The organism is Bradyrhizobium macuxiense (assembly GCF_007993935.1).
GTDB lineage: Bacteria > Pseudomonadota > Alphaproteobacteria > Rhizobiales > Xanthobacteraceae > Bradyrhizobium > Bradyrhizobium macuxiense_A.
In genome coordinates this window covers 397,591-420,035 of record NZ_VITY01000009.1, presented here as the reverse complement: position 1 = coordinate 420,035, position 22,445 = coordinate 397,591, and the positions used below count along the sequence as shown (strand labels likewise).

Below are 22,445 nucleotides of genomic sequence, written 5' to 3'. Positions count from 1 at the left end.
TCGCCAGCTGGCAGGTCGCATCAATCGACTTGACCAATGGCGGACCTGTCAGTGATGTGTCGGAACAGGTGTCAGCAATGTCTCCGGTCTAAACAACGAGCCGGGCGATGACAGTAGTGTGTTGGGCGAGGACGAGGCTCTTACCCGCCCATCTTGGCGAGCAGCGCGTCGGACACCTCGAAATTGGCGAACACGTTCTGCACGTCGTCGTGCTCGTTGAGCAGGTCCATCAGCTTCAACAGCTTTTCGCCGGTCTCGTCGTCGACCGAGACGGTGTTCTGCGGCTTCCAGGTCAGCGCCGCCTTGCGCGGCTCGCCGAACTTCGCTTCCAGCGCTTTTGCAACCTCGCGGAAGGTATCCTGCGAGGCGTAGACTTCGTGACCGGATTCGCTGGAGACGACGTCGTCGGCGCCGGCCTCGATCGCGGCGTCCAGCATGGCGTCGTCGGAGGCGACCTTGGCGTCGTATTCGATGATGCCGGTGCGATCGAACATGAAGGCGACCGAGCCGGTTTCGCCGAGATTGCCGCCTGATTTGGTGAAGAACGAGCGGATGTCGGAGGCGGCGCGATTGCGGTTGTCGGTCAGCGCCTCGACGATGACCGCGACGCCGCCGGGACCATAGCCCTCGTAGCGGATCTCGTCATAGTTCTCGCCCTCATTGCCGGCGGCCTTCTTGATGGCGCGGTCGATATTGTCCTTGGGCATGTTCTCGGCGCGGGCCGCGACCACGGCGGCGCGCAGGCGCGGGTTCATCGCCGGGTCCGGGGTGCCGAGCTTGGCCGCAACGGTGATTTCGCGGGCCAGCTTGCCGAAAAGCTTCGACTTCTGGGCATCCTGCCGGCCCTTGCGGTGCATGATGTTCTTGAATTGGGAATGGCCGGCCATGCGACGTCTCTTCGGAGCTTAGGGTCTGAACAGGGATGGAAAACGCGGCCTTATAGGCCCCTGGCGGTCAAAATCAAAGGATCGGAGGGGCCTTCGGCCCGGGAATACTACCGCAACCCGGAATATGAGGCACTTGTTAACCATGACTTCATGCCCGGATGCGAGGATCGCCCCGTCTCGCCGCAACTTCGAAGAGCTCCCATGGCATTCGGTTTGTTTCGAAAGCATGTGCCGGCTGTCGCGTCGCAGGTTCCAGCCGCGACCGCTGCGCCCGACGTTCCGACCGAGACTGATTCGGCCCAGGATTCGGCCAAAGACTCGGCCAAGGAAATCCTGGAACTGCTGGAACTCGAACTCGGCGCGATGATCCGCCAGCTTGAGCGTGCCGCAGGCTCGGTCGCCGACGGCGCCGAGGCGACTGCCGTCAAGCTCGCAACCATCCGCGCCCGCACCGACGCCCTGACCGGCCGCAGCAGCGATGCGCAGAACACCGCGACGACATTCTCCGAAGCCGCCGACCGCTTCACCCATTCCGCCGAGGGCATCGGGGCGCAGGTGCGCAGCGCGAGCCAACTCGCCGACGACGCCGCGGCGGCGGCGCGCGAGGCCACCGCCAATGTCGATCGCCTGCGCGAATCCTCGGCCGCGATCGGCAATGTCGTCAACCTGATCGCGCAGATCGCGCGGCAGACCACGCTGCTGGCGCTCAATTCCACGATCGAGGCGGCGCGCGCCGGCGCCGCGGGCAAGGGCTTTGCGGTGGTCGCAACCGAGGTCAAGGCGCTGGCGGTGCAGACCCAGAGCGCGACCGAAGAGATCACCAAGAAGATCGAGGCGCTGCAGAAGGACGCTACCGGATCGGCGGACGCCGTGCACCGCATCTCCGAGGCGATCGAAAAAATCCGCCCGGTGTTCGAGAACGTCAACGGCGCGGTCGCCGAGCAGAACCAGATCACCGGCGAGATGGGCCAGAACGCGGCCTCCGCCTCGCACTTCATCGTCTCGGTCGGCACCAGCGCCGGCGAGATCGACAGCGCGACGCGCGAAGCCGCCGCGCATGGCGACAATGTCGCGAAGGCCGGCAAGGCGGTCACTGCGTTTGCCCAGAAGCTGAAGGCGCGCTGCGCGGTGCTGCTGCGCCAGGACGAGCGCGGCGATCCGCGCAAGAACGAGCGCCTGCCCTGCAGTCTCACCATCGAGATCGCGACCGCGCGCGGCAACGTCACCGCGCCGGTCTACGAGCTCGCGATGGACGGCATCCTGATCGGCGGGCCCGATGCCGAGAAGCTGCCGGCCCACGAGACGCTAAGCGCGACCTTGCAGGATATCGGCGCGTGCCGGATCCGGATCGGCGATCGCTCCAAGGCCGGCAGCCAGGCCCGCTTCGAGGCGCCGACATCAGAGCTGCGGGAAAAGATCGAAGACCGGATGTGGGCGATCCATGAGGAGAACGCCGAACTCATCACCCGCGCGATGGAAGCAGGCGCCGAGCTGAGCAAGATCTTCGAGAACGGAGTGGCGAGCGGCGCCATCACGATCGCGGACATGTTCGACACGAATTACGTCGAAATATCCGGCACCAATCCGGTGCAGTACCGCACCAGGATGCTGGACTGGGCGGATCGCGCGCTGCCCGCCCTGCTCGAGGCGTTCCTCGCCAGGGATAAGCGCCTGGCGTTCTGCGCGACGGTCGACCGCAACGGCTATCTGCCGGTCCATAACAAGATCTACTCGCATCCGCAGCGGCCGGGCGACGTGGCATACAACACCGCCAATTGCCGCAACCGCCGCATCTTCAACGATCCCGCGGGCCTCGCCGCCGCGCACAATGAGCGCGCCTACCTGGTGCAGAGCTACCCGCGCGACATGGGCAACGGCACCACCGTGATGATGCGCGAGATCGACGTGCCGATCCGCGTGCGCGGCCGGCACTGGGGCGCTTTCCGCACCGCCTACAAGCTTTGATTGGAGTTCCCGTAGCCGGATGCAGCGAAGCGCAATCCGGGACCCGCGTTTCCACGGACAGGAATCCCGGATTTCGCGGAGCCTGTCATCGGGCGCGCATTCGCGCGACCCGTTGGCTACATCCGGGCTACGCAGTGCACGCTCAGGCAAGACGACCTTCGCGAATCACGCTCTAGATGGGAATGGGGAATGCTGCGGCGGCTCGACGGCCGCTGTAACGGAGGAAATGCGAAATGTCTGCCGCGCAGCTTGCAGTGCTGGATACGTCATCGAACCGGACGCTGGCCGAACGGCTGGTCGACCAGCTCGCCGACCGCATCGGCGGCCTCGGGGTGGAGCTTGCCGACATCGCCGGCAACGTCCAGGAGGTCGCCAACCGCGTGACCAACCAGTCGGAGCGGTTCCACCACTTGCAGGAGACCGCCGAGATCATGGTCTCGGCCAATCACGACATCGCCAACGCCTCGCAGGCGGTGCAATCGACCGCATCCGCCGCGGCCGGCCAGATCGCGGAATCGCGCAACGCGGTCGAGACGGCGGTCAGCCACATCGCGGAACTGGTCGCCGCCGTCGGACGGATCGAAGCGCGGCTCGCCGCGGTCGGCTCCGCGCTGAGCCAGGTCGCCAAGGTCTCCGGCTCGATCGAGGCGATCGCCAAGCAGACCAATCTGCTCGCGCTGAACGCCACGATCGAGGCCGCGCGCGCCGGCGATGCCGGCCGCGGCTTTGCGGTGGTCGCAAGCGAGGTGAAGAACCTCGCCGAGGCGACCCGCCAGGCGACGCACCAGATTTCCGACACCGTGCGCGATCTCGACGGCCAGATCGGCAGCCTGATCGGCGAGAGCGGCGATGCCTCGCTGCGCGCCAAGAGCGCCGGCGAAGGGGCCCGGCAGATCTCGGGCATCATCAGCCGCGTGCAGGAAGGCTTTTCATCGGTCGGCGCCGAGATCGACAACGTGGCGCGCGCCGCGACCTCCAATCTCGGTCATTGCGACACCGTGATCACGGAGCTGAATGAGCTTGCCAAGGGCGTCGATCTGTCCTCGCGCGACCTCAAGCACGCCGACGGCCGCGTGGCGAAGCTGCTCGAACTCTCCGAGAGCCTGATCGTGATGATCGCCGACAGCGGCGTGGAAACCAGCGACGCGCCGCTGATCCGCGTCGTGACCGATACAGCGAAGCAGATCTCCGAACTGTTCGAGAATGCCGTCGCACGCGGCGAGATCACGCTGGCGCAATTGATGGACGAGAAGTATCGCGAGATCGCGGGCACCAATCCGAAGCAATACCTGACCGACTATGTCAGCTTCACCGACCGCGTGCTGCCCGCGATCCAGGATCCGATCCAGAAGACCGATCCGCGCATCGTGTTCTGCGTCGCCTGGGCGCGCGGCGGCTATCTGCCGACCCACAATCCGAACTACCGGCAGCCGCAAGGGCCGGACCCGGTGTGGAACAACGCCAATTGCCGCAACCGCCGGCTGTTCAACGACCGCGCCGTGAGCAAGGTCGCGGCGAACACCAAGCCATTCCTGCTGCAGACCTACCGCCGCGACATGGGCGGCGGCAATTTCGTGCTGATGAAGGACCTGTCATCGCCGATCTTCGTCGGCGGCCGGCACTGGGGCGCGTTCCGGATGGGCTTCCGGCAGTCGTGAATCCGCGGCCCCATAGCGTATGAAGCCGACGGTCGTCCGCGTGCGCTTGGCGGAGCGCCTACCAAAATATCGAAAACAACCCCATGCAAAGTAGCCGGCGGCCACCGGCGTCTGACACGGCAACTTGACACGACGGGCAAATCACCGATACTCTTCTATTATTCCGAAATTGTATGCAGCCCGTAGCCCGGATGCAGCGCAGCGCAATCCGGGAGCAATCTTTCAACCGGCAAGAACCCCGGCACCGCTTGAAACCGCCTGCGCCAAAATCAGCGCAGCTATTCGTCTGGGGCTTCTTTGATTTTCGCAAGTATTGGGATTACGAAGACAACCACTGATTTGGATCTCGCAGGGTGTCCAACACGTAGTACCGGTTGTCCTTCGGGTGTTCTGCAAGATGATCCCGGCTCTCCCACGCCGTCTTCCACTCACCAGGCGCTGTAATGGGCGCAAAGGCCCGGTCATCATTTCGTCGATAGACGCGCCATATCGGCAATTCTGTTGCGACGACACTGTCAAGAAACGCGGCGACGAAGCCAGGATGCCAACTCGTGTCCATGCCCATCGATGTCGGCCGCCCACTTTCGCCAATCCATACCATTCCCCATGGCCTTTGAGGACCGTAGCCCTCATTGCAATGGGCCAATGCCAAGTCCCAGCTGCGGTCTTCGAACGTCGTCCAGCATGGATATTGCTGACCCGGTGAGCCGTAGTCCCAATCTCTCATGACAATGTGCGGTTCGACCAAACGAGCCCTGATAAAGGCTAGAGTGGCCTCATGATCAATTGTCGCAAGCTCCGTCTCGATAAGTCGCTTCAGCCACTCCGCCGAGACACTCATGTTTCCTGATCACCAATCCGCAGAACCACTCAAGGCCAGAACCCCGGCACCGCGGGCTCGAGCCGGCCGCCGGCGCGCACCGGCGCGACCTTGACCGCAAGCCCGGTCGCGTCGTCGGTCTCGACCGCGATACCGCTCAGCGTCGCAACGCCGCCGGCCGGCTCGAAACGGCCGGAGGGAATGCCGGTGAGGAAGCGCTGCAGCGGCTCCTCCTTCTGCATGCCGATCACCGAATCATAATCGCCGGTCATGCCGGCATCGCTCATATAGGCGGTGCCACCGGGCAGCACCTGGTGGTCGGCGGTCGGCACATGGGTATGGGTGCCGACCACGAGGCTGACGCGGCCGTCGCAGAAGAAGCCGACGCCCTGCTTCTCGCTGGTCGCCTCGGCGTGGAAATCGAGCACGATGGCGTCACAGCCCTCGCGTAGCGGGCAGGCCTCGAGCTCGCGATCGATCGCGCTGAACGGATCGTTGGACGACGGCTCCATGAACACGCGGCCGATCGCATTGAGCACGAGCGCGCGCTTGCCGTTCTTGGTGTCGACCAGCGTGGCGCCGCGGCCCGGCGAATGGCGCGGGAAATTCAGCGGGCGGATCAGGCGCGGCGCGCGTTCGATGAAGACCAGCGCCTCCTTCTGATTCCAGGCGTGGTTGCCGAGCGTGATCGCGTCCGCGCCGGCATCCAGCAACTCCTGGTAGATCGCCTCGGTGATGCCGAAGCCGCCGGCGGAATTCTCGCCATTGACGACGACGAGGTCGAGCGACCAGTCCCTGATCATGCCGGGAAGATGGTCGGCGATGGCGGTGCGGCCGGTCCTGCCGACGACGTCACCAACGAAGAGGATACGCAAGGCTAGCTACTCCGGAAATCGAACGTCTTGCGCTCCGTTAGCACATAATCGAGCGGGACGTCGTGCGATAGCGCCGGAATGGCCTTGGTTTCCTGTGCAGCAAAGGCAACACCCACCCCGATCACGTGCTTGGCCTTGCGCAGATGCGCAAAGGTATAGTCGTAATAGCCGGCGCCGTAACCGATGCGGTGGCCGAGCTTGTCGAATGCGGCAAGCGGCACCAGCATCACATCGGGATGCACCTCGGCCGCGGCCGGCGACGGCTCGGGAATGCCGAGCGGCCCGAGCATCAGCCGGTCCTGCGGCGACCAACTGCGGAAGGTCAGCGACTGGCCGCGCGCATTGATACAGGGCAGCGCGAGCCGCGCACCCTTTTCCGCAAGCTTCTTCATCAACGGCGCCGGATCGATCTCGCTGCGGATCGGGGCATAGCCGGAGATGATCATGCCTTGCGTGATCTCGAACGGCGCGCCGCGTTTGGCGAGCGCTTCGGCGGCGGTCGCGCGCTGCTCGTCGCTCAGCGCGTCGCGCTTGGCGAGGGCAAGCGCCCGAAGCTCGGCCTTCGATGGAGATGCGTGCATGATCCATCTTCCGCTGTCGTCGTCCGCGACAACGGACGATCCATCATTCAGAGACGCTAGCATTCAAAGGGCCAGGCCGCTGCGCACTGGACGCCCTGCTTCGCAGGGGACAGCGCTGCACCACAATCGAACCGCCGCCGCGCGACGACCAGGCAACAGCAAAAATAGTGCGAAGCCGCAGAGGCCGTTGGAGCGCTCGATCCCGGAGTTCCCTACGAAAGTAGGTGGGCACCATATGTCCGGGTCCACGGACCCGGCCAGGGACAGTTCCCTAAAGGATCGATAAGGCCCCGGGGATATATGGCTCCTGACGCACGACGCAGCTTCGCGGGGGCTAATCTAGCTATCGTTGCCCGACTTCGCTAGCTGTACCTCGTCGTCCCGGCGCAGGCCGGGACCCATAACCACCATTATTGATTGTCGCGGAAGAGTATGAACCCACACCGCCCATAACCGACGGGCCGCGGAATATGGGTCCCGGCTTTCGCCGGGACGACACGGGGTTTCACCCGATCGCGATGCCGCCGCCGATGGTGCGGTTCAGCACCTGCGTGGTGCGCTCGATCCGCTCGGCGGCGGCGTTGAGCGCGTTGGAGACCGCGGTCTGGGTCGCGCGCGCGCGGTCGGTGGCCGCTGTGCGGGCATTGCGCAGCTGCTCGACCTCTTCCTCGAGGCTGCGGATGCGCGCGCTCGCGTCGACCAATTCGTCGCAGGCGGTGAGCGCCGCCATCACGGTCAGCCGCGCATCGCCGATCTCGCCGAACTTGCCGCGCAACGATTCGACGCGCTGCTGGAGATTTTCCGCAAGCTTCAACAGCCGCACCTCCTGGCCTTCCTCGCAGGCCATCCGGTATTGCCGGCCATTGATGGTGACGTTGATGTGGCTCATCTGCTGTCTCCGCCCTCGAGCACGGCGCGTATGGTGCCGATCGCGGCGTCGAGCTTTTCCGCGATGTCGCGATTGGCGCGCTCGAGCTTGCGCGTCTTCACCAGCGATCCGTCGAGTTCGTCGGCAAGCCGGGAGCGATCGGCGCCGAGCGCCTGGATCCGGCTCGCCAATTCATTCTCGTCGCGGTCGGCCTCGCGGCGCCGCTCCACGGAGCTTTCCAGCGCATCGAGCGCGGCCATCAGCCGCTTGGTCGCAGCGTCGATATCGGCAAGCGGTGCCTCGGTATTGCCAGACCCGTTGGCGAGACGATCACTCATGACACGCGGCGTGGACCCCTCAGGTAGGCCGTTAGAGATGGCTGCCGCACGGCAAAAGCGGCGGTTCGGCAAGCGTTTAGCGGACGAAATTTACGTGGCAAGCGAGCGAAGCGCAACGGCGGCGCAGAACTATGCACCGTTCAATGAAATTGAGCGATTTCGGGCAACTTTTCCCCGTTTTGGGGCGTTTCATCGCCTTGGACTTGCGGAATTGAGGTGCTAATCCACCCTCCAACCCGTAAGGCCCATCCACGCACGTATCGCGGCTGCCCGCCCCGATGCGTTCAGAATCAGCTCTCATTCCAGGCGGACTTTTCATCATGACGCAGGTCGATCACACCCGTATGGCCAATGCGATCCGTGGCCTTGCCATGGACGCCGTCGAGAAGGCTAATTCCGGCCATCCCGGCCTGCCGATGGGCGCCGCCGACATCGCGACCGTGCTGTTTACAAAGTTTCTGAAGTTCGATGCCGCCGACGTGGCGTGGCCCGACCGCGACCGCTTCGTGCTGTCGGCCGGCCACGGCTCGATGCTGCTCTATGCGTTGCTGTATCTGACCGGCAACAAGGACATGACGCTCGACCAGATCAAGCACTTCCGCCAGCTCGGATCGCTGACGCCGGGACATCCGGAGAATTTCCACACCAAGGGGATCGAGACCACCACCGGCCCGCTCGGCCAGGGCATCGCGACCGCGGTCGGCATGGCGCTCGCCGAGAAGATGCTCGCCGCCGAGTTCGGCAAGAAGATCGTCAACCACCACACCTATGTGCTCGCCTCCGACGGCGACCTGATGGAAGGCGTCTCGCAGGAAGCGATCGCGCTCGCCGGCGTCTGGCGGCTCAACAAGATGATCGTGCTGTACGACGACAACGGCATCTCGATCGACGGCCCGACCTCGATCTCCGATTCCGTCGACCAGGTGAAGCGCTTCAAGTCGGCAGGCTGGGCCGCGGAATTGATCGACGGCCATGATCCGCAGGCGATTGCCGCTGCGATCACCCGCGCGCAGAAATCCAGCAAGCCTTCGATGATCGCGTGCAAGACCACGATCGGATACGGGGCGCCGCACAAGGCCGGCACTGCGAAAGCCCATGGTGAGGCGCTCGGCGCCGACGAGCTCAAGGCCGCCAAGGAAAAGCTCGGCATCTCGCTCGAGCCGTTCTCGGTGCCCGACGATGTGCTGAAGGCCTGGCGCGAGGCAGGCAGCCGCGGCGCCGCCGAGCATAAGGCCTGGGACGAGCAGTTCGCACAGCTCGGCAACCGCAAGCGCGCCGAGTTCGAGCGCCGCATCCGACACGAGCGGCCGGCCTCGCTCGCCAAGGGGCTGCGCGCCTTCAAGAAGGGCCTCTTGGAAAACCCGCTCAACGTCGCCTCCCGCAAATCGTCGGAAGCCGCCATCGAGGTGATCGCGGCCGCGATGCCGATGGAATTCGTGGCCGGCTCCGCCGACCTCACCGGCTCCAACAACAACAAGGCGAAGTCGGCGACGGCGTTCGGCGCCAAGACGCCGAAGGGCCGCTTCATCCATTACGGCATCCGCGAGCACGGCATGGCGGCGTGCCTCAACGGCATCTTCCTGCATGGCGGCTTCGCGCCGAACGGCGCCACCTTCCTGGTGTTCACCGACTATGCGCGCCCCGCGATGCGGCTGTCGGCGCTGATGGGCACCGGCGTGGTCTATGTCATGACCCATGACTCAATCGGTCTCGGCGAGGACGGCCCGACGCACCAGCCGGTGGAGCACCTCTCGGCGCTGCGCGCGATCCCCAACATGCGCGTGTTCCGTCCCTGCGACGCGGTCGAGACCGCCGAGTGCTGGGAACTGGCGCTCAACCGCATCGACGGACCGACGGTGCTGGCGCTGACCCGCCAGAACCTGCCGCAGCTCCGCACCACGGCGCCCAACGACAATCCCTGCAGCCACGGCGCCTACGAACTGGTCGCGGCGCAGGGTGACGCAAAAGTGTCATTGTTCGCGTCCGGTTCCGAGGTCCAGATCGCGGTCGAGGCGCAGAAGCAGCTGGCCGGGCGCGGCATCGCGACGCGGGTCGTCTCGGTCCCGTCGCTGGAATTGCTGCTGGCGCAGCCCGCCGAGCGGCAAAATGCCATTATCGGCAACGCTCCGGTCAAGATCGCGATCGAGGCCGCGGTGCGCTGGGGCTGGGACGCCGTGATCGGCCATGATGGCGAATTCATCGGCATGCACGGTTTCGGCGCCAGCGCCCCGGCGAAGGACCTTTTCCCGCATTTCGGCATTACCGCTGAGGCCGTCGTTAACGCTGCCACGAAGCGCGTCTGACGCTGGCCTGACACCCGCGGGTCACGGTTGAGCTTGTCGCGAAAAAGGATTACCAAAGCTCCATCTTTTCCGTACGCGCCCGGCTGAACCGGGCGTTCCGCCGTAAGAACCTCGTGGGAGCCCTCCCGCGGGGCTGACAACAGCTTTAGAGGAGACGAGCATGGCAATCCGCGTCGCGATCAACGGGTTTGGGCGTATCGGCCGCAACATTCTGCGCGCCATCGCCGAGTCCGGCCGCAAGGACATCGAGGTGGTCGGCATCAACGACCTCGGTCCGGTCGAGACCAACGCGCATCTGCTGCGCTTCGATTCCGTGCACGGGCGCTTCCCCGGCACCGTGACCGTCGATGGCGACACGATCAGCCTCGGCGACAACAAGATCAAGGTTTCGGCCGAGCGCGATCCCTCCAAGCTGCCGTGGAAGGCCCTCGGCGTCGACGTCGCGCTGGAATGCACCGGCATCTTCACCTCGAAGGACAAGGCTTCGGCGCACCTCACCGCCGGCGCCAAGCGCGTGCTGGTCTCGGCGCCCGCCGACGGCGCTGACGCCACCATCGTCTACGGCGTCAACCACGACACACTGAACAAGGATCAGCTGGTCGTCTCCAACGGCTCCTGCACCACCAACTGCCTCGCGCCGGTCGCCAAAGTGCTGAACGACACCGTCGGCATCGAGACCGGCTTCATGACCACGATCCACGCCTATACCGGCGACCAGCCGACGCTCGACACCCTGCACAAGGACCTCTATCGCGGCCGCGCCGCGGCGATGTCGATGATCCCGACCTCGACCGGCGCTGCGAAGGCGATCGGCCTGGTGCTGCCCGAGCTGAAGGGCAAGCTCGACGGCGTCTCGGTCCGCGTGCCGACCCCGAACGTCTCCGTGATCGACCTCAAGATCGTCGCCAAGCGCGCCACCGATGCCAAGGAGATCAACGAGGCGATGAAGCGCGCCTCCGAGCAGCAGCTCAAGGGCATCCTCGGCTACACCAACGCGCCGAACGTCTCGATCGACTTCAACCACGATCCGCACTCGGCCACCTTCCACATGGACCAGACCAAGGTGCAGAACGGCACGCTGGTGCGCGTGATGGCCTGGTATGACAACGAGTGGGGCTTCTCGAACCGCATGGCGGACACCGCCGTCGCGATCGGCAAGCTGGCTTAAGTTCGACTGTTCGCGATGCCCGGCCTAGCGCCGGGCATCTGCGTCTTTGCCCTCCGCATTCGTGGCCGCAACGGCCGCGACATCGGCAAGCGAAAGCGACGCCGTCCCCAGGACGGCCGTGTCCGGCCGCACAGGAAACGCTCATGACAAAATCGTTCCGCACCCTCGACGACGTCAACGTGAAGGGCAAGCGCGTGCTGCTGCGCGTCGACCTCAACGTCCCCATGGAAGGCGGCCGCGTCACCGACGCCACCCGGCTCGAGCGCGTTGCTCCTACCATCACCGAAATCTCCGACAAGGGCGGCAAGGTGATCCTGCTCGCCCATTTCGGCCGGCCCAAGGGACGCGATCCCAAGGAGTCGCTGAAGCCGGTCGCTGACGCGCTGTCGAAGGTGATCAAGCGCCCGGTCGCCTTCGCCGAGGATTGCATCGGCGACGCCGCAGCCGCGGCCGTTGCAGCACTCAAGGATGGCGACATCCTCTGTCTGGAAAACACCCGCTTCCACAAGGAAGAGGAGAAGAACGACGCCGGCTTCGTCGCGGAGCTGGCAAAACTCGGCGACATCTGGGTCAACGACGCGTTCTCCGCCGCGCATCGCGCCCACGCCTCGACCGAAGGCCTCGGCCACAAGCTGCCGGCCTATGCCGGCCGCACCATGCAGGCCGAGCTCGACGCGCTCGGCAAGGCGCTGGAAGCGCCGACCAAGCCGGTCATCGCGATCATCGGCGGCGCCAAGGTCTCGACCAAGATCGATCTCCTGGAAAACCTCGTGAACAAGGTCGACGCGCTGGTGATCGGCGGCGGCATGGCCAACACCTTCCTGCACGCGCAGGGCGTCGCGGTCGGCAAGTCGCTCGCCGAGAAGGACCTCGCCGCGACCGCGCTGCGGATCATGGAGAAGGCCAACGCCGCCAACTGCGCGATCATCCTGCCCGTCGACGCCGTCGTCGCCAACCAGTTTGCCGCCAACGCGCCCTCGCATGCCTACGGCCTCGACGCGATCCCGGCCGACGGCATGATCCTCGACGTCGGCCCGCAATCGATCGCGCGGATCCATGCCGCGATCGACGACGCCGCGACGCTGGTCTGGAACGGGCCGCTCGGCGCCTTCGAGCTGACGCCGTTCGACCGCGGCACCGTGGTTTCGGCCAAACATGCCGCCGAGCGCACCAGGGCCAAAAAGCTGATCTCGGTCGCCGGCGGCGGCGATACCGTCGCGGCGCTGAACCAGGCGGGCGTGGCCGGCGATTTTTCCTATGTCTCGACCGCGGGCGGCGCGTTTCTTGAATGGATGGAAGGCAAGCCGCTGCCGGGCGTCGAAGTTTTGAAAAAGGGTTGATCGCGAGCATGATCCGGAAAAGTGTGAAGCGGTTTTCCGAAAAGATCATGCTCAAACAAGGAGATGAGATCATGATGCGTTTCCGTGGAAACGCATCATGATCTGGTTCAAATCCGCGAACGCACTACAGGGAGAAATGGAATGGCTCGCATAACGTTGCGGCAACTGCTCGATCACGCGGCCGAGCATGATTACGGCGTACCTGCCTTCAATATCAACAATATGGAGCAGGCGCTGTCGATCATGGCCGCGGCCTCCGAGGTCGACGCACCGGTCATCATCCAGGCCTCGCGCGGCGCACGGTCCTACGCCAACGACGTCATGCTCAAGCACATGATGGACGCCGTCACCGAGATCTACCCGCAGATCCCGGTCTGCGTGCATCTCGACCACGGCAACGAACCTGCCACCTGCATGACCGCGATCCAGGCCGGTTTCACCTCGGTCATGATGGACGGCTCGCTGAAGGCCGACGGCAAGACCCCCGGCGATTGGGACTACAATGTCGGCGTCACCCGGACGGTGACCGGCATGGCGCATCTCGGCGGCATCTCGGTAGAAGGCGAGCTCGGCGTGCTCGGCTCGCTCGAGACCGGCATGGGCGACAAGGAAGACGGCCACGGTGCCGAGGGCAAGCTGTCGCATGACCAGCTGCTGACCAATCCCGACGAAGCCGTGAAGTTCGTCAAGGAGACCAAGGTCGACGCGCTAGCGATCGCGATGGGCACCTCGCACGGTGCCTACAAGTTCACCCGCAAGCCCGACGGCGACATCCTCGCCATGAACGTGATCGAGGAAATCCATCGCAAGCTGCCGAACACGCATCTCGTGATGCACGGCTCCTCGTCGGTGCCGCAGGAGCTGCAGGAGATCATCAACGCCAATGGCGGCAAGATGAAGCCGACCTGGGGCGTGCCGGTCGCCGAGATCCAGCGCGGCATCAAGAACGGCGTGCGCAAGATCAACATCGACACCGACAACCGGATGGCGATGACCGGCCAGATCCGCAAGGTGCTGAAGGACAATCCGGAAGAGTTCGATCCGCGCAAGTACCTGAAGCCGGCGATGGAGGCGATGACCAAGCTGTGCAAGCAGCGCCTGCAGGAGTTCAACACCGCGGGCCAGGCCAGCAAGATCAAGAAGGTGCTGACCACGGCGGACATGGCCAAGCGCTACGCCAAGGGCGAGCTCGATCCCAAGGTTGCCTGACAAGGTTGCCTGACAACTTCTTGCCTGAATCATTAAGGCGGGACACCGGCTCCGACGCAGTCGGAAACGGTGTCCCGGGGCTTGATCGCCGGCTGCGACAAACACCAGGCGCGACGAACGTTTTCTAGGCATTTGCCCGAGAACCGCCTATTTTGGTTTGCAAAGGCAATGGCTCTGGAGGACCCCCGATGAACCTCTCCGACCTCAACAAAATTGCGCTCGCCATGGTGACCCCGGGCAAGGGCATCCTCGCTGCCGACGAATCCTCCGGCACCATCAAGAAGCGTTTCGACGCCATCAAGGTCGATTCGACCGAAGACAATCGCCGCGACTATCGCGAGATGCTGTTCCGCTCGCAGGAGGCGATGAGCAAGTACATTTCCGGCGTCATCCTCTACGACGAGACGATCTGGCAGAATGCCAAGGACGGCAAGCCGCTGGTCAAGCTGATCGAGCAGGCGGGCGCGATCCCCGGCATCAAGGTCGATGAAGGCACGCAAGCGCTGCCGAACTGCCCGGGCGAACTCGTGACCGTCGGCCTCGACAAGCTCGCCGAGCGGCTGAAGAAATATTACGAGCGCGGTGCGCGCTTTGCGAAATGGCGGGCGGTGATCGATATCGGACCGCGAATCCCGACCCAGACCGCGATCCGCGTCAACGCCCACGCGCTGGCGCGCTATGCCGCGCTGTGCCAGGCCGCGCAGATCGTCCCGATCGTCGAGCCCGAGGTGCTGATGGACGGCGATCACGACATCGACCGCTGCTATGAGGTGACGCAGCGGGTGCTGAACCGCACCTTCCAGGAATTGCGGGTGCAGCGCGTCGCGCTCGAAGGCATGATCCTGAAGCCGAACATGGCCATATCCGGCAAGAAGTGCCCGAAACAGTCCTCGGTGCAGGAAGTCGCCGAAAAGACCATCCGCCTGCTCAGGAGCTGCGTGCCGGCCGCGGTGCCCGGCATCGCCTTCCTCTCCGGCGGACAGAGCGATGAGGAAGCGACCGCGCATCTCGACGCCATGAACAAGATCGGCCATCTGCCCTGGCGGCTGACCTTCTCCTATGGCCGTGCGCTGCAGGCGGCGCCGCAGAAGGCGTGGTCCGGCAAGCCCGACAACGTCCCCGCGGGCCAGCGCGCCTTCTCGCATCGCGCCCGGATGAACGGACTCGCGAGCACCGGCAATTGGGAAGCCGGCCTCGAAAAGCAGGCGGCATAGTTGGCCACCAAGCCCGTTCCGCCGCGACCGGCGCCGCGCCTCTATCTGGCCACCCCGCCGGTCGACGAGCCGTTGCAGCTTGCAGCCGGGCTTGCCGACGTGCTTGCCGCGGCTGATGTCGCGGCGGTTCTGGTGCGGCTGCGCGAGAGCGACCCGCGCAGCATGATCTCCACCGTCAAGGCACTGGCGCCGGCGATCCAGAACGCCGGCGCCGCGCTCTTGATCGACGGCCATCCCGACATCGTGGCCCGCGCCGGTGCCGATGGCGCGCATCTGACCGGTATCGCCGCGATGGAAGAGGCCGCGGCCGCGCTGAGGCCCGACCGCATCGTCGGCGTCGGCGGGCTCGCGACGCGCCACGATTCGATGGCGGCGGGCGAAGCCGGCGCCGACTATGTGCTGTTCGGCGAACCCGACGCCAAGGGAGCGCGTCCCTCGAGCGAGGCGATCGCCGAGCGGCTGCAATGGTGGGACGAATTGTTCGAGCCGCCTTGCGTCGGCTTTGCGGCCTCGCGCGAGGAGGCCGAGGCGTTCGCGGCAGCCGGCGCGGATTTCGTGCTGGTCGGAGACTTCATCTGGTCCGATCCGCGCGGCGCGAAGGCCGCCCTCGTCGAGATCGGCGAGGCGATTGCGCGGGCGCATGCCGGCACATTCGGCAAGGCCAAGGTCGAGGGGAAGGCCGAGGGATGACGCCGGAATGAAATGCCTGCGTCCGATAGGTATTGCGCTCGGCTGCACGATGCTGGCGAGCGGGGCGATGGCTCAGCTCTCGATCACGCCGCCGGCCCAGACGCCGCCGCCTGCGAAGAAGGAGGCGCCGAAGCCGAAGGTGCATTCGCCGGTTACGAAGAAACCCACGCCGAAACCTGCCGCAACAGCGACGCCGAAGCCCGGCGCATCAGCGACACCCACTCCGACGCCGTCGCCGACCCCGGACGATTCCAATGTCGACCTCGTCTACGGCGCCTATCAGCGCGGCATGTACAAGACCGCATTCGACCTCGCGACGGCGCGCGCGCAGAACAACAACGATGCCAAGGCCATGACGATGCTGGGCGAGCTCTATGCCAATGGGCTCGGCGTCAAGCGCGACTACCCCAAGGCCGACGACTGGTACAAGCGCGCGTCGGATGCCGGCGACCGCGAGGCCATGTTCGCGCTCGCCATGATGCGGATCGCGGGCCGCGGCGGCACGGTGGACAAGGATTCCGCGGTCAAGCTGCTGGCGTCGGCGGCCAAGCTCGGCGAACCGAAGGCGGCCTATAATCTCGCGCTGCTCTATCTCGACGGCCAGACCCTGCCGCAGGACCTCAAGCGCTCCGCCGAGCTGCTGCGGATGGCCGCGGACGCCGGCAGCCCCGAGGCGCAATACGCGCTGGCGACGTTCTACAAGGAAGGCACCGGCGTGCCGAAGGACCTCGAAAAGGCGGCGCGGCTGCTGCAGGCCGCCTCGGTGGCCGACAATGTCGACGCCGAGGTCGAATATGCCATCGCGCTCTACAATGGCGCCGGCACGCCGCGGAACGTGCCGGCGGCGATCACGCTGCTGCGCAAGGCGGCCCGGCAGAACAGCCCGATCGCGCAGAACCGCCTCGCCCATGTGCTGGCGACCGGTGCCGGCGCCCCGGTCGACAAGGTCGAGGCGCTGAAATGGCACACGGTTGCCAAGACCGCCGGCAAGGGCGACCCCGATCTCGACGACATCCTTGCCGATATGAGCCCGGAAGACCGCGCCAAGGGCGAGGCAGCCGCCCGAAAATGGATCGGAAACAACGTCAAATGACGCCTTGACGGCGCCACTTCCAGAGGGCACCCAGTCCGGAAACCGAAGGCGCCGCAGGCCGTTTCCCGTCATCCTGAGGTGCGAGCAGAGCGAGCCTCGAAGGATGCACGGCCCGGCCGGTGGCCGATTCATCCTTCGAGACGCGCGTTCCGCGCTCCTCAGGATGACGGGCAAAGCCTTGCGCACGCTGCCTGATTGATTTCCAACGCACGAAAGCCACCAGCTTCCATCATGCTCTACTCCGCCCTCATCAATGTCATGGTCAAGGCCGCGCGCCGCGCCGGCCGCAGCCTCAAGCGCGACCTCGGCGAGATCGAACATCTCCAGGTCTCGCTGAAGGGCCCGGCGAACTTCGTCTCGCTCGCCGACAAGCGCGCCGAGGAGATGCTCTACACGGACCTCGAAAAGGCCCGGCCCGGTTACGGCTTCCTCGGCGAGGAAGGCGGCCGACGCGAAGGCTCGGACAAGAGCCACACCTGGATCGTCGATCCGCTCGACGGCACCACCAACTTCCTGCACGGCATCCCGCAATTCGCGATCTCGATCGGGCTGCTGCGCGAGGACACCGTGATCGCGGGCGTGATCTACAATCCCGCCAATGACGAGCTCTACATTGCCGAGCGCGGCAAGGGCGCGTTCCTCAACGACCAGCGGCTTCGCGTCGCCGGCCGCCGCCAGCTCAACGAATGCGTGGTCGCCTGCGGCCTGCCGCATATCGGCCGCGGCAACCACCAGCTGGCGCTGCAGGAGATGGCCGCGCTGCAGAGCAAGGTCGCGGGCTTCCGCCGCTTCGGCGCCGCCTCGCTCGACCTCGCCTTCGTCGCCGCCGGCCGCCTCGACGGCTATTGGGAACGCAATCTGCAGCCGTGGGACCTCGCGGCCGGCCTGCTGATGATCCGGGAAGCCGGCGGCACCGTCTCCGGCATCCAGGGCAATGACGACCCGCTGCAGACCGGCCATGTCGTCGGCGGCAACGAGTTCGTGCACGGCGAGTTGATCAAGATCCTGAAGCCGCTCGGGCAGTAGCGCGCCGGCGCGATCTAATCGTCGTCGCTGTCGTCATCGTCGTCGTCTTCCCGGTCGCGAAATTCACCGCCGGCGGTCAGGCCCTCGATGGCCGTGGCGCCCTTCGCCTTGATCACCCGGCCCAACGGGACCGCGCTCTCGCTGCGCAACGCCTCCATCAGCTGCTCCGAATGGGTGACGATCCAGATATCGGCGCGCCGCGATGCCTTGGCGATCAGCCTCGCCAGTGGGGCCAGCAGTGACGGATGCAGGCTGGTCTCGGGCTCGTTCAGCGCGATGAACGGCGGCAGCCGATAGCCCATGAACACCGCGAGCAGGCAGATATATTTCAGCGTGCCGTCGGAGAGTTCGTGGGCCTTGAACGGGCGCGGCATGTCCGCCTGCCGCAGCTCGAATTCGCAGCGGCCGTTTTCTTCCCAGGCGCGGAGCTCGGCGCCCGGAAACGCATCCTCGATCGCATCCTGCAGGTCGGCCGTATCCTGTCTGATCGCGCTGAGCGTTGCCAAAGCGGCTGCCAGATCGCTGCCATCGGCGCTCAGCGACGGCGTCGTGATCGCGAGACAAGGCTTGCGGATCGGCGACGCCGGATCGGTACGGAAATCGTGATAGAAGCGCCAGCTCTGCAACGCGTTCCTGATCAGGCCGACTTCGGGGCATGTCTGGCCGTCGAGGAAATCGGCGAGCGCGGTTTCCGACGGCAGCACCGCGTCCCTGTGCTCGCTCCAGGCACCGCTCTCGCCGCGGACGCTGACGTGCGAATTGGTCCGCTCCATCATCAGGACTTTTCGCTTGCCGTGGATCGCCTCGATGCGTTCGGACTTGATCATCGGCTCGCCGGGAAACGCCGCCTCGAGCGGGCCGGGATGTCCGAGCTCGATCGAGTAATTGACGTGCTCGAATCTGGCCGCCAGCCGCAGCCTCCCATCCTCGCCCCGCTTGCGAAGCCCGGACCAGCAGACCGAGTTCAACCCGCCTTCGTCGGCGATCGTGCGCGTGATCCGGCCGGTTGCCGCGTCGCGCAACAGCGACAGGGACTTGTAGAGATTGGATTTGCCGACGCCGTTCTCGCCGATGAAGACGGACAGCGGTTGAATGGGCATGAAGAGCCGCCGAATAGAGCGATAATTCGAGATCGCAATGTCGGTCGGCCGCATCACATGCCCTCAATCCCCGGGTTGCCTGCGCGCTGCAATCTGGATTGGCAGGCTTGCGAAAGCAAGGCCGCTGATCCGATCGGCACCGGTCGCTGACATCAGCGTCCGATCCTTACCGGTGCGGGCGGGCCGTACACCTCGGCGTTGTCAGGCGCCTTCTCGCGGTCACCGGCGAGCACGCGCTGCACACTGACGAAGAACACCGGCACCAGGAGCAGCGCGAGGATCACGACGGCGATCATGCCGCCCATCACGCTGGTGCCGAGCGCTTGCTGGCTGGCGCCGCCGGCGCCGGTCGCGATCGCCATCGGCAGCACGCCGCAGACGAAGGCGAGACCGGTCATCAGGATCGGACGGAAGCGCAGACTACACGCCTCGATGGTCGCCTCGACCAGCGGCTTGCCCTGCGCGCGCAGGTCCTTGGCGAACTCGATGATCAGGATCGCGTCCTTGGCGGCAAGACCGATGATGGTGATCAGGCCGACCGTGAAATAGACGTCGTTGGACAGGCCGCGCAGCGTCGCCGCCACCACGGCGCCGAGAATGCCGAGCGGAATGGTGAGCAGCACCGCGAGCGGAATGGTCCAGCTCTCGTAGAGCGCCGCAAGCAGCAGGAACACCACCAGCACCGACAGCGCGAGCAGGAACGGCGCCTGCGAGCCCGACAGCTTCTCCTGCAGCGACTGACCGGTCCACTCATAGCCGAAGCCGCGCGGCAGCTTGTCGGCAAGCCGCTCCATCTCCGCGATCGCATCGCCCGAGGTGAAGCCGGGCTTCGCCTCGCCGGAGATGCGCACCGCCGGATAGTAGTTGAAGCCCGCGATCTGCGTCGGCCCCTTCGTCCATTCGATGGTGGCGAAGGCCGAGAACGGCACCAATTGCCCGCGGCTGTTCTTCACATTGTAATTCAGGATGTCGTCCGCGTTCATGCGGCTGGTCTTGTCGGCCTGCACGATGACGCGCTGCATCCGCCCGCGGTTCGGGAAGTCGTTGATGTAGTTCGAGCCGAGATTGGTCGAGATCGTGTTGTTGATGTCCTCGAAGGTGAGGCCGAACGCACCGGCCTTCTCGCGATCGATCATCAGATTGACCTGCGGCGCCGGCGGCAGGCCCTCGACATAGACCTTCTGCAGGATCGGGCTCGCATTGGCCTCCGCGATCAGGCGGTCGCTTGCTGCGATCAGCGCCGCATAGCCCTTCTGGCCGCGGTCCTGCAGGCGGAACGAGAAGCCCGAGGAGTTGCCGAGGTTGTCGATCGGCGGCGGCTGCAGCGCCGAGATCCTGGCGTCGCGGATCGACGACAGGTCGCGGTTGATGTCGGCGACGATGGCAGCAGCGGAATCCTTCGGGCCGCGCTCCGACCAGTCCTTCAGCGTGATGAAGGCCTGCGCCGTGTTCATGCCCTGGCCGAGGAAGCTGAAGCCGGTGAGGAACGTGACGTTCTCGATGCCGGCGCGATCCTTCAGGTACTTCTCGACCTGCTCGACCGCACCTTCCGTGCGCGCATAGGACGACTCCGACGGCGTCTGCACGTCGGTCGTGATGAAGCCCTGATCGTCGACCGGGAGGAAGCCGCCGGGCAGCCGCACGAAGCCGTAGGCGACGCCTGCGAACAGCACGAGGTAGATCAGCATCAGGCGGCCGGTGCGCTTCAGCGAGCCCTGCACGGTGCGCGTGTAGCCGGCGCGGCTGTTGTCGAGCACGCGGTTGAACCAGCCGAACACGCCCTTGCGAGCATGGCCGTGGCCCTTCTCGACCGGCTTGAGCAAGGTCGCGCACAGCGCCGGCGTCAGCGACAGTGCGAGCAGCGCCGAGAACGCGATCGCCGCCACCATGGTGACCGAGAACTGGCGGTAGATGATGCCGACCGAGCCGGGGAAGAACGCCATCGGCACGAACACCGCCATCAGCACCAGCGTGATGCCGATGATGGCGCCGGTGATCTGCGACATCGCCTTCCTGGTCGCTTCCTTCGGCGGCAGGCCCTCTTCGGCCATGATGCGCTCGACGTTCTCGACCACGACGATGGCGTCGTCGACCAGGATGCCGACCGCCAGCACCATGCCGAACATGGTCAGCATGTTGATGGAGTAGCCCACGGCCATCAGGGTCGCGCAGGTACCGAGCAGCGCCACCGGCACCACGATGGTCGGAATGATGGTGTAGCGGATGTTCTGCAGGAACAGGAACATCACGATGAACACCAGCACCACCGCCTCGACCAGGGTCATCAGGACCTTCTCGATCGAGGCCTTCACCACCGGCGTGATGTTGTAGGGGATTTCGTAGGAGATGTTGGCCGGGAAGAAGCGCGACAGCTCCTTCATCTTGGCCTCGACCGCGCTTGCGGTCGCGAGCGCATTGCCCTTCGGCGACAGCAGCACCGAGAGGCCGGCGGTCGGCTTGCCGTCGAGACGGGTGTTGAACTGGTAGCTGAGGCCGCCGATCTCGATCCGCGCGACGTCGCGCAGGCGGACCGTCGAGCCGTCGGCATTGGCGCGCAGGATGATCGCGCCGAACTCGTCGGGCGAGGACAGCTGGCCTTTCACCAGCACCTGCGCGGAAATCTTCTGCGTATCGGTGCTCGGCTCGGCGCCGATGCTGCCGGAGGCGACCTGGGCGTTCTGCGCCGTGATCGCCCGGTTGACGTCATCGGCCGACAGGCCATAGCCGACCAGCTTGGCCGGATCGATCCAGATGCGCAAGCTGCGCTCGGTCGAATACAGCGTGGCGCGGCCGACGCCGGGGATGCGGCGCACCTCGCCCAGCACGTTGCGGATCATGAAGTCGCCGAGGCCCACTTCATCCAGCGAGCCGTCGGTCGAGTTCAAGGTGATGATCTGCAGCACCGCCGAGGACGCTTCCTCGACCAGGATGCCCTGCTGGATCACGGCGCGCGGCAGCCGCGCCTCGACGCGCTTGAGGCGGTTCTGCACCTCGACCGAAGCCTGGCTGGTGTCGGTGCCCGGTTTGAAGTTGGCGATGATCTCGACCTGGCCGAGCGAGTCGGAGGTCGATTCGAAGTTCAGGATGTTGGCGGCGCCGTTGAGCTCCTCCTCGATCAGCCGCGTCACGCTGTTGTATAGATTCTCCGGCGACGCGCCGGGATAGCTCGTCGAGATCGAGATCGAGGGCGGCGCGATGATCGGGTATTGCGCGACCGCGAGCAGCGGGATCGAGATCGCGCCGATCAGACAGATGAACAGCGCGACGACCCAGGCGAAGATCGGCCTGTCGATGAAGAAGCTGGGCATGT

General features: G+C 65.4%; 18 protein-coding genes and 1 other RNA gene. 10 read left to right on the top strand and 9 right to left on the bottom strand.

The annotated features are described in order from the left end of the window. Positions 1-140 precede the first annotated feature (140 nt). Positions 141-887, bottom strand: coding sequence for a YebC/PmpR family DNA-binding transcriptional regulator (locus tag FBZ93_RS25100; RefSeq protein WP_146989384.1), 747 nt, complete (start codon positions 885-887; stop codon positions 141-143). A gap of 201 nt (positions 888-1,088) precedes the next feature. Here FBZ93_RS25100 and FBZ93_RS25095 point away from each other — a divergent pair, with 201 nt between their 5' ends. Beyond that, entirely contained in the window at positions 1,089-2,852 is a 1,764-nt protein-coding gene (locus tag FBZ93_RS25095) for a methyl-accepting chemotaxis protein (protein ID WP_146989382.1), read from the top strand. A gap of 233 nt (positions 2,853-3,085) precedes the next feature. Beyond that, positions 3,086-4,510 carry a methyl-accepting chemotaxis protein gene (locus FBZ93_RS25090; protein WP_146989380.1) on the top strand — a complete coding sequence of 475 codons (1,425 nt, stop codon included), beginning with the start codon at positions 3,086-3,088 and terminating at the stop codon, positions 4,508-4,510. A gap of 319 nt (positions 4,511-4,829) precedes the next feature. Here the strand turns inward: FBZ93_RS25090 and FBZ93_RS25085 are convergent, their stop codons facing one another. From FBZ93_RS25085 to FBZ93_RS25060, 6 genes are all read right to left on the bottom strand, one after another. Continuing rightward, positions 4,830-5,351, bottom strand: coding sequence for a hypothetical protein (locus FBZ93_RS25085; protein ID WP_146989378.1), 522 nt, complete (start codon positions 5,349-5,351; stop codon positions 4,830-4,832). Between the two features lie 29 nt (positions 5,352-5,380). Then, complete coding sequence (locus FBZ93_RS25080; protein ID WP_146989377.1) at positions 5,381-6,205, bottom strand: TIGR00282 family metallophosphoesterase; 825 nt, start codon at positions 6,203-6,205, stop codon at positions 5,381-5,383. A gap of 2 nt (positions 6,206-6,207) precedes the next feature. Next, positions 6,208-6,786, bottom strand: a complete 579-nt coding sequence (locus tag FBZ93_RS25075; RefSeq protein WP_146989375.1) for a 5-formyltetrahydrofolate cyclo-ligase — start codon at positions 6,784-6,786, stop codon at positions 6,208-6,210. 168 nt (positions 6,787-6,954) lie between these two features. Beyond that, positions 6,955-7,115: non-coding RNA, 6S RNA (gene ssrS / locus FBZ93_RS25070), on the bottom strand. A gap of 176 nt (positions 7,116-7,291) precedes the next feature. Then, positions 7,292-7,675 carry a cell division protein ZapA gene (locus FBZ93_RS25065; RefSeq protein ID WP_021076488.1) on the bottom strand — a complete coding sequence of 128 codons (384 nt, stop codon included), beginning with the start codon at positions 7,673-7,675 and terminating at the stop codon, positions 7,292-7,294. Beyond that, complete coding sequence (locus FBZ93_RS25060; RefSeq protein ID WP_050419552.1) at positions 7,672-7,992, bottom strand: DUF4164 domain-containing protein; 321 nt, start codon at positions 7,990-7,992, stop codon at positions 7,672-7,674. Before FBZ93_RS25060 ends, FBZ93_RS25065 begins: the two co-directional genes overlap by 4 nt. A 320-nt stretch (positions 7,993-8,312) precedes the next feature. Between FBZ93_RS25060 and tkt the strand changes: the two genes are divergently transcribed. From tkt to FBZ93_RS25020, 8 genes are all read left to right on the top strand, one after another. After that, the gene (gene tkt / locus FBZ93_RS25055) at positions 8,313-10,295 is read left to right on the top strand and encodes a transketolase (RefSeq protein WP_146989373.1); all 1,983 of its coding nucleotides are present in this window, start codon (positions 8,313-8,315) and stop codon (positions 10,293-10,295) included. A gap of 160 nt (positions 10,296-10,455) precedes the next feature. After that, the gene (gene gap / locus FBZ93_RS25050; protein ID WP_050419550.1) at positions 10,456-11,463 is read left to right on the top strand and encodes a type I glyceraldehyde-3-phosphate dehydrogenase; all 1,008 of its coding nucleotides are present in this window, start codon (positions 10,456-10,458) and stop codon (positions 11,461-11,463) included. Between the two features lie 143 nt (positions 11,464-11,606). Further along, positions 11,607-12,803: a phosphoglycerate kinase gene (locus FBZ93_RS25045; RefSeq protein ID WP_146989371.1), complete on the top strand. Its 1,197-nt coding sequence runs from the start codon at positions 11,607-11,609 to the stop codon at positions 12,801-12,803. A gap of 141 nt (positions 12,804-12,944) precedes the next feature. After that, a complete protein-coding gene (gene fba / locus FBZ93_RS25040) occupies positions 12,945-14,012 on the top strand; it encodes a class II fructose-bisphosphate aldolase (RefSeq protein WP_146989369.1) in 1,068 nt (355 codons plus the stop codon). A 188-nt stretch (positions 14,013-14,200) separates the two neighbouring features. Then, the gene (locus tag FBZ93_RS25035; RefSeq protein WP_146989368.1) at positions 14,201-15,226 is read left to right on the top strand and encodes a class I fructose-bisphosphate aldolase; all 1,026 of its coding nucleotides are present in this window, start codon (positions 14,201-14,203) and stop codon (positions 15,224-15,226) included. Further along, positions 15,227-15,916, top strand: a complete 690-nt coding sequence (locus FBZ93_RS25030; protein ID WP_146989366.1) for a thiamine phosphate synthase — start codon at positions 15,227-15,229, stop codon at positions 15,914-15,916. Between the two features lie 7 nt (positions 15,917-15,923). Further along, positions 15,924-17,009, top strand: a complete 1,086-nt coding sequence (locus FBZ93_RS25025) for a tetratricopeptide repeat protein (RefSeq protein ID WP_167529205.1) — start codon at positions 15,924-15,926, stop codon at positions 17,007-17,009. A gap of 231 nt (positions 17,010-17,240) precedes the next feature. After that, positions 17,241-18,035, top strand: coding sequence for an inositol monophosphatase family protein (locus FBZ93_RS25020; RefSeq protein ID WP_146989364.1), 795 nt, complete (start codon positions 17,241-17,243; stop codon positions 18,033-18,035). A gap of 14 nt (positions 18,036-18,049) precedes the next feature. On the opposite strand, the gene FBZ93_RS25015 is transcribed toward FBZ93_RS25020, so the two are convergent. Both FBZ93_RS25015 and FBZ93_RS25010 read right to left on the bottom strand, forming a co-directional pair. Continuing rightward, on the bottom strand, positions 18,050-19,189 hold the full coding sequence (locus FBZ93_RS25015) for an AAA family ATPase (protein WP_146989362.1): 1,140 nt from the start codon (positions 19,187-19,189) through the stop codon (positions 18,050-18,052). 98 nt (positions 19,190-19,287) lie between these two features. Further along, positions 19,288-22,443 (bottom strand): multidrug efflux RND transporter permease subunit, encoded by a 3,156-nt coding sequence (locus FBZ93_RS25010; RefSeq protein WP_146989360.1) that lies wholly within the window; start codon positions 22,441-22,443, stop codon positions 19,288-19,290. Positions 22,444-22,445: the final 2 nt, after the last annotated feature.